General features: G+C 58.5%; 6 protein-coding genes. 5 read left to right on the top strand and 1 reads right to left on the bottom strand.

Annotation, left to right across the window (positions count from 1 at the left end; genetic code table 11):
* Positions 1–42: 42 nt before the first annotated feature.
* The 5 genes from PVW51_RS23950 (at position 43) to PVW51_RS23930 (ending at position 5,178) form a co-directional block, all read left to right on the top strand.
* Positions 43–1,230, top strand: coding sequence for a P-loop NTPase fold protein (locus tag PVW51_RS23950; RefSeq protein ID WP_274578188.1), 1,188 nt, complete (start codon positions 43–45; stop codon positions 1,228–1,230).
* Between the two features lie 74 nt (positions 1,231–1,304).
* Entirely contained in the window at positions 1,305–2,081 is a 777-nt protein-coding gene (gene qatB / locus PVW51_RS23945) for a Qat anti-phage system associated protein QatB (RefSeq protein WP_274578187.1), read from the top strand.
* Positions 2,078–3,418: a Qat anti-phage system QueC-like protein QatC gene (qatC, locus tag PVW51_RS23940; RefSeq protein WP_274578186.1), complete on the top strand. Its 1,341-nt coding sequence runs from the start codon at positions 2,078–2,080 to the stop codon at positions 3,416–3,418. The genes qatB and qatC overlap by 4 nt, the downstream gene beginning before the upstream one ends.
* A 1-nt stretch (position 3,419) precedes the next feature.
* The gene (qatD, locus tag PVW51_RS23935) at positions 3,420–4,169 is read left to right on the top strand and encodes a Qat anti-phage system TatD family nuclease QatD (RefSeq protein WP_274578183.1); all 750 of its coding nucleotides are present in this window, start codon (positions 3,420–3,422) and stop codon (positions 4,167–4,169) included.
* Positions 4,170–4,269: 100 nt separating this feature from the next.
* The gene (locus tag PVW51_RS23930; RefSeq protein WP_274578181.1) at positions 4,270–5,178 is read left to right on the top strand and encodes a hypothetical protein; all 909 of its coding nucleotides are present in this window, start codon (positions 4,270–4,272) and stop codon (positions 5,176–5,178) included.
* Here PVW51_RS23930 and PVW51_RS23925 read toward each other — a convergent pair.
* On the bottom strand, positions 5,173–6,100 hold a 928-nt coding region (locus PVW51_RS23925), incomplete at its 5' end, for an IS3 family transposase (protein ID WP_274578180.1). The genes PVW51_RS23930 and PVW51_RS23925 overlap by 6 nt on opposite strands.

The following is a 6,100-nucleotide window of genomic DNA, read 5'->3' as shown; positions in this document are numbered from 1 at the left end:
ATAGGCGCGATGGCAGTGGAATCTCATAATTAAGGGCAAAAAATATCCCCGAACGCGTCGTGTCTCAGATTTAAGGGCAACGCGACATCCGGACCGTCGACCTACGCCCGGAACTACCTCGAAAAGCTCATCCAGGTCCCATTCCGCCTACCTCCTTTGGGATACGTCGAAACCAAGATCTATCTGACGTTGCTGGTGGCAGGCAGTTCGCTCGACACCGGTTCGCCATCATTCAAAGCGCTACTTGACCTCGGCCGCGAGGCGTTGAGACGGCCCTGGGATGGGAACGGGCTCAGCCGGGGCGTGATCGAGGAGCGTCTGGGGACAGTTTCACCGGAGCTGGAGAACGCGCTCATACTCGCCGATCAGCTCGCGCTGCCGTTGGCTGAAGGCGCTCAAGGCAATCCGCGACAAATCAAAAGGTTTTTGAACACACTCAACCTCCGCCTCGCGATAGCGGACGCGCGCCGCATCGGCGAGGATGTGAACCCCGCTGTCCTTGCCAAACTCATGCTCGCGGAGCGTTTCAAGGCTGACTTCTTCGAAAGGCTTGAGGCGGAGGCGGCCGTTAGCGGCGCTTCGAAAACAGTCGCCGCACTCGAAGCCGCGCTTCGGACAGACGACGAGGAGTCCGAAAAAGCCAAGAAACCAGCAGCCTCGATGGGTGGGGACAAAAAGGAGAGACCCCTGGACGATGATCTCCTGGATAGCGAGTGGATCAGGCGGTGGGTATTGGTGGCTCCGGCGCTCGCGGATGAGGATCTGCGACCGTATCTGTTCGTATCGAGAGACCGCAAAGCCTTGTTCACTGCCGGTTCCAATCTAGCGTTGAAAGAGGATTGGATCGAGAAACTTTGCGGAAGCACCTTGGGTGCACGCGCGGCGGCAGTAGAAATCGCGAAGCTCACACCCGGAGAGGTCGAGCAGATATTTGACGTCGTAGCCGCTAGGATCAGGGCTTCTACAGATCTCAAGAAACGGCCCGATGGCATCGAAGGCCTCGCGGAACTATGCAAAATATCTCCCAATCTTCAAACGCCGACGGTTCGCCTCCTCGCTGACCTTCCAAACGGCCAGTTGGGTCCGTGGGCTGCCACGGGTTGGGAAAAGATCTTTACCAGTGCAGAGGCCAAGCGCGAGTTCGCTAAACTCAAAGAGGGCTGGGCCAAGCTCGACGAGAACAAGCCGCTGCAACTCGCCGCAGCTGGTCGCAAGAGGAGGGGCGGGTAGTGGGAACGTCGAGTTCATATGGTGGACCGTCATCGGGCCTTGTCCCGGACTGGGTGGATGGCGTCGACCCTGGCATGGGCGGTGACGACGGAAGCGCCGACAGTTCTAACGCTGACAATCCGGCTCCGAACGATGACGGGAGCAAGCCCGAGGCAACGCCCACCGTCGCACCACCTGGGGGCAAATTCACTTATCCTCGAGGACAGTTCACCCGGTTTACGAACGGGGGTGGGAGCAGGTCGCTCGGACGTGCTCTGAAGGGCTATGTCAGCGCCGCGGGCGGCGGTGCCGGTGCTGCGCGTCGGATGCCACACTCAACCCGGGTCGCATCCGGTGTCGCGGGGCTCGCGAGCGCGGTCGCGAATGACGGCGCCGAGGCGGCGCTCGCCCGATTCAACCTTCGAGACCTCGCGGGCCGTCCCGCCGCAGAGGTCTTGGAAGCGGTAGCTGAGGTCATCTGCCCGGATGGCGGGACGATCGACGAGTCAATCGCTCGGGACGCGATGCTCGAAGCCATCGCAGAGGTTGCGGAAGATGATCCCGGCGCGTTCGATGAGCTTTCAACGGATCAACTGGACGCATTTCTTTGTGACGTGATCACCCGAAGCGTTGTGACAAAGGTTCTAAACGAGATCGGGACGAACGCGTTACACGGATCGGCGTCAGATGCAGATTTCCGGGAGGCCGAACGCATTACGCGAGATTTTACGCAAGGGAGGGTGCGGGACGCGCTCGGTAACAGGTTCGATGCTGAAACACGTCCGACACAAACCGAAATTGATAGGAGCATATCTGAGGTTTATGCCGACACCTTCGACATGCTCGGCGCAGTTCTGGAGACCATGCAATGAGACGGAGCATCTTTGTACGGTTGGGCGGGAAGGACGAAGAACCTGCTGAGGGTACCGCCGACATCACTATCGATATGGTCGACAACTTTGGTGATCTCGACAGGGGACTAGGCCAGTTATTGGACCGGTTGTTCAAATTGGGAGCGAGGCCAAGCGAGGCCACTGTCGATCTAATGATCTTGGCGACGGCTGTGTATGCGGCTGATACCGGCGTGTCGCGGGTCAGATACGCCGATGATGGCTGGACGCGTATGATCGATCTGAGCGTTCCCGTGTCAGATCCGATGCTCTGGCGGAGCCGCCAAGACCACCTCTCAAGTATGCTTAAATTCCTGACCGGCGATCATTGGAGTTTCAGGTTTCGCGATAGACCGGATCACCTCTCATCCTTCACGAAACAACCCGAACAAATGGATCTCACGGATTTCACGCAAGTGAGTCTCTTTTCGGGCGGATTGGATAGTCTCATCGGTGCCATCGACCTAATCGCTTCCGGGCAGCGTCCCCTGTTGGTTAGTCATTATTGGGACGGTGAGGCGTCCAGCGCGCAACGTCAGTTGCTCGAAGTATTGAAGGATCGTCACGAAGACGCCTTCGAGTCCGTTCGGGCCTATGTCGGCTTTCGAAAGAAGGATTTTCCGGAAGCTGGCAGCGACAACAATCAGCGGGCGCGCTCGTTCCTCTTCTACAGCCTCGCAGTGGTTGCGGCCGACGCGGTCGCCTCGACTAACACAGTGCTTATCCCCGAAAACGGCTTGATCGCTCTCAACGTGCCCATGGACGCTCATCGTCTCGGATCATTGAGTACGCGGACAGCCCATCCACACTTCATCCGGTCAATGTCCGAACTGGTAAACGGGTTGGGCGTCGACGTCATTCTTGAAAACCCTTATCGTTTCAAGACGAAAGGGGAGATGGCCAGAGAGTGTTTGGATCGCGACCTACTCGCCGAGTTGGCCCCCGCCTCGATGTCATGTTCCCACCCGGCGCAGGTCCGTTTCGAGAGGGCACCGCCGCAGCATTGTGGGCGTTGCGTGCCGTGCCTGATACGTCGCGCGTCACTCGCGGCCGGCCTCGATGAACCGGATAAGACGACCTACTTTCTGGATGATCTGAAGAATGGTGTCCTGGACTCGAAGTCGGCGGACGGGAAGAATATCAGGTCCTTCATGTTCGCTGCCGAAAACCTGCGGAAGAACCCCAGCCGGGCGAGATTTCTGGTGCAAAAGCCGGGGCCGCTGAATCGAGATGATCTGGACGCTTATGTCGACGTGTATCGCCGCGGCATGGATGAAGTTTCGGATATACTTCAGGGAGTTAGAGCAAAGCATGTCTAGTATGGATGTGCCAGATACCGTCGACTTCCATTGCCATCTTGATCTCTGTCAGGACATGCGAGCGGCTTATGCGCGATGTGAGTCCGCTCGTTGCCTCACACTTGCGGTTACGACGACACCGAAGGCGTTTGCCCGAAATGAAAGTATGGCTCAGGATGGCCGGTTCGTGCGCGCCGCCCTCGGAATTCATCCGCAGCTGGTCGCTCAGAGAGCGTCGGAACTCTCCCTATTCGAAGAACTCGCACCCTCTACGAGGTTTATCGGGGAGGTTGGCCTCGATGCTGGTCGTCGGTTTTACTCATCATTTGAGCGTCAGAAGCTCGTATTTGAACGTGTGATGCAGCTCTGCGCGAGGCTCGGAGACAAAGTCATAAGCATTCATAGCGTCCGAACCGCCAAACAGGTGCTCGACGTCGTCGAACAAGCCGGGACTCATCGATCGTGTGTTCCCGTGCTGCACTGGTTCAGCGCATCGAGACCAGAGATCAGAAGGGCCCTCGATCTCGGCTGCTACTTCTCAGTCAATGAACAGATGATAACGGCTCCGACAGGACAGAAATTGCTCGATACCGTTCCGTTGAGCCGTGTGCTTACTGAAACGGACGCACCCTTCCAATCTGGTGAGTTTGGCGGAAAGTTTCCAGGTGACGTTAGCGGTGCCATCCGGTTGATTGCGCGTGCATACGGTATGGATCAATCGGCGACCGCAGCCCGGATAAGGCGAACAGCGATGGAGTTGCTAACTGTTTGATCGTTACGGCACAGAACACCGGCCTTGCTTCGACGCGGTACCGGCTGACCGAAGTCGACAAATTTAGTGCACCAACGGCGCGCGAAATGGGAGAGGCATTGTGTCTTCTGACAAAATCAAGAGGCTCTACGAGTTGCGGGAGAGCGATCCACGAGAAGCGATCGAGCTCGCACGTGATCTGGATCCGGGCCTTGGCCCGGAAGAGAGAGAGGCCGCCGCGGTTGTTCTCGTAGATTGTGGCGACGCGGTCGGTGATTTTTCTTCGGTGAGCAAAGGCGTCGAGATCTTTGACGAGCTTGTGGCATCTGCCGGGTCCCATCCCGGCCTCTCATACAATCTCGCGAATGCCCTGCAAGTGCGTGCCCGTCTCGTACATGGGCCACTGTCCCCAATCTCTGGCAAAGCTTTCGAAGACCGTTTCCGGGCAAGAGTCCAGTTCGGGGCGGTGCTACGTGATGGCACGGCATCGTCCGAGCTGAAATCTCAGGCGCTGACAAATATTGGTATCCTCCTATTGGACACATCTCGTTGGGTCGAGGGCCTGGACTGCTTCCAACGTGCGCTGAAGGTGCTGCCCTGGAACGGAGTCGCAGCCTATCAGGAGATGCGGCATTCAATGGGACTTGCTGGGCTGTTTTACCGAAAGCACGAGACCTATCAAACCTACTGCCACATCGATACGCTCCTCCAGCGCATACGTCAGCTTGCCGACGTGGTGATCTCGAACCAAGAGGCCATTATCGATTTTTCTGGGAGGGAGGCCTTGCGAACTGTGATCGACGCTGCAAAGGATGCCGCCAAGATCGAGCCAATACCTCGAAAGCTGATCGAAAATAGTTATTTCGAGTTCATCGACGCGGAGGCTTTGGCGCTATCGATCTGCTGCAGTGCCGAAGAGTACCAAGCCGGTCGCTTCGATTTGCTAACCGTTCCATCGATACGCGCCAAGAAGTCGGACGGGCACGGCGTACCGGAAGTGACCTGCCCCCTGCGGGTCCCTCGTTCATAACGAGAGTCTGCGGGTATGGGATTGGTAGTCCCGTGGTTCGGTTTGGGCAAGCGCGCCGGGCGCGGAGCCCTCAAATTGCTCAAGCGTCCGGCGCGCTTCTGCGGGTGTCTGGTTGTCCAACGATGAATGTGGTCTGACGGTGTTGTAGTCGTAGCGCCAGAGCGCGAGCTTGCGCCGTGCCTCGTCCAGGGTGTCGAAGATTTCCTCGTTTAAAAGTTCATCGCGCAGGCTGCCGTTAAACGACTCGATGAAGGCGTTCTGCTGCGGCTTGCCGGGGTCGATGTAATGCCAGGGGATGGCATGCTGGTCAGCCCACCTGAGGATCGCGCGGCTTGTGAACTCAGTCCCATTGTCGCTGACGATGCAACCGGGCCTGCCGTAGATCCGCACCAGCGCGTCGAGCTCCCGTGCGACCCGGGACCCAGAGATGCTGGTGTCGGCGATCAGGCACAGGTTCTCGCGGCAGCAATCGTCGATCACCGCCAGGATGCGGAACTTGCGTGAGGCCCCGAAGGTATCGGCCAGGAAGTCGAGCGACCACCGGGCGTTCGGGCGCAGGGCCGCCGGCATCGGTGTCCGTGATCCGCGCGCCCTCTTGCGTCCGCGCCGACGCTTCACCGACAGGCCTTCCTCCCGGTAGATCCGGTAGAGCTTCTTGTGGTTCATGCTCATTCCTTTTCGTTCGAGCAGGACGCCGATCCGGCGATAGCCGAACCGACGCCGCTTGCCGGCGATCTCCTGCATCTCCTTACGGACCTCGGGGCAATCCGGCGGGCGTTCGCGCCGGACTGTCTTCGGATCGACACCGACAAGCCGGCAGGCCCGGCGCTGCGAGACTGTGAACAGGCATGCAATTTTGACCCCGTAGCGGGGTGATCGGCATCCAAAAATGACCCCCTTACACTGATGTGGATAATGCCCC

The sequence above is a fragment of the Sulfitobacter sp. PR48 genome (genome assembly GCF_028807335.1).
Classification (GTDB): Bacteria; Pseudomonadota; Alphaproteobacteria; order Rhodobacterales; family Rhodobacteraceae; genus Sulfitobacter.
This window is presented reverse-complemented; position numbering and strand designations above follow the sequence as displayed.